3 protein-coding genes are annotated in these 1,519 nt (G+C 57.9%); all 3 read right to left on the reverse strand.

Going from position 1 to position 1,519, the window contains the following annotated elements; translation table 11 throughout:
* Positions 1-647, reverse strand: a 647-nt coding sequence (locus AWB78_RS42495) for a TrbL/VirB6 family protein (protein ID WP_198399508.1), incomplete at its 3' end; no start/stop codon positions are given.
* 11 nt (positions 648-658) lie between these two features.
* Entirely contained in the window at positions 659-877 is a 219-nt protein-coding gene (locus AWB78_RS42500; protein WP_062613286.1) for an EexN family lipoprotein, read from the reverse strand.
* A 24-nt stretch (positions 878-901) separates the two neighbouring features.
* Positions 902-1,519 (reverse strand): TrbJ/VirB5 family protein (locus tag AWB78_RS42505; RefSeq protein WP_062613288.1); only part of this gene is annotated, 618 nt, incomplete at its 5' end.

The following is a 1,519-nucleotide window of genomic DNA, read 5'->3' on the forward strand; positions in this document are numbered from 1 at the left end:
ACGGTTACCAAGCCGTAGTTGATGACCGACCCGATCCATTTCGTGAACAGTGACTTCGTGCTCTCGAACAGCAACAGAAAGATGAAGATCGGGCCGAAGCAAACGGTGATGCCGAGCATGACCTTTGACATCAAAATCAAGCCAGCGCCGATGCCGCACATGATCGCCGTAACGAAAAGCACTGTGACGCCGAGGACCAAGTTCGCGAGATTCGGGCCGCTGAGAACGCCCGCGTTCGCGAAAGCCTTTTTCGCGACGTTTAGCCCGTTGTCCATCGCCTGATCAATCGAATTCGCGATCGATGTCTGTGCGTTCGCACCCGATTGACCGTTGACGATAAACACCGAAGCGAGTTCGTCGGGAAGGTGCATCGCGGCGTTGGCGAGCTTCGTCTGATACCAGCCGCCCGCACTCGCGATGCCGATGATGATGGCGTATCTCACGAACCGATTGACGAGCGAGCTTAGCGGCTCGCCATTGGGTCGGCCCATGAGAAATAATCCTTCAATCATCAACGCCATCGTCAGACCCAGCGCGACCAACGGCGCCGCGAAGCCGATGATGTTCGACAGATTGGTTGCCACGAACTGAGAGATGACGGTGTCCATGTAGGTGAAGATCTGCGACGTGGCGTTATAGGTCGCCATGGCGGCTACTCCTATTTACCGAACGCAACAACTTGCGCTTGTGCAGTCAAAGCGTTTTGACAATCAGGCGTCACCTTCTGCGCCGCGTCGTTATTGCACTCGGACACCCGTGCGAGGCGCTCCGTGTCGTGCTGCACGTACCAATCCTTGGTCTGCGCTGGGTGGTCAGCGTCCCTGCCACAAGCGGAAAGAATTGCGAGCGACAGGAACATCAAGGCTGCTTTTTTCATGATTGGTCAGTCCGGTAATGGAAGTTACGGAGTGAGATTCGGGGCTGTGTTGTCATCGGATGACGTGCCGATGCCATAGCGGCGCGCCGCTTCGATTTGCTGCTGCTGGAGAATCTTGTCCTGCGACTGCTGCAGCGACGCCATGAGGTTGAGCTTGGCCTGTTCGGCCTCAATCGCGCCGCGTGCCGTTGAGATGCGCGCCTGCAGGTCTGCGATCTCCTTGGGCGTGCTGGTCGCGTCGATCTGGCTGGTGAGCGACTGAATGTTGTTCAGCTCGGCCATCTCGTTGTTGTAGGCCTGTTCGCCCATCGCCCGATCGGTCGCGCCCTTCGTTTCGAGCTGGCTATTGGCGTAATCGAGCGCGTCGCCTCGCCCCATGCTGTCGATCTTCGACTTGATGGCGTTGACGATTTGTGTGGTGCGCGCGTTGTAGCCCGAGCTGCCGTTGTTGAGCACATCGCCATAGACCTGCGACCAGTTAGAGGGCAGATTGGTGCGCAGCATCGAGGCGTCGCCGGGAATCATGCCGCCGATGCCTGTGCTGCCCGTCAATGACCGATATTGAGCTTCCTGCGTCTGGAGCTGGCTTTTCAGGGTCGTGAGCTGTTGACTCAGCGTCGCGACCTGCTGGACCCACTGAAT

This window comes from Caballeronia calidae (assembly GCF_900044055.2).
Classification (GTDB): Bacteria; Pseudomonadota; Gammaproteobacteria; order Burkholderiales; family Burkholderiaceae; genus Caballeronia; species Caballeronia calidae.

Bases quoted from the DNA above. Each gene is read 5' to 3' on its own strand.
- AWB78_RS42500 (WP_062613286.1), bottom strand. From the start codon at position 877: ATGAAAAAAGCAGCCTTGATGTTCCTGTCGCTCGCAATTCTTTCCGCT.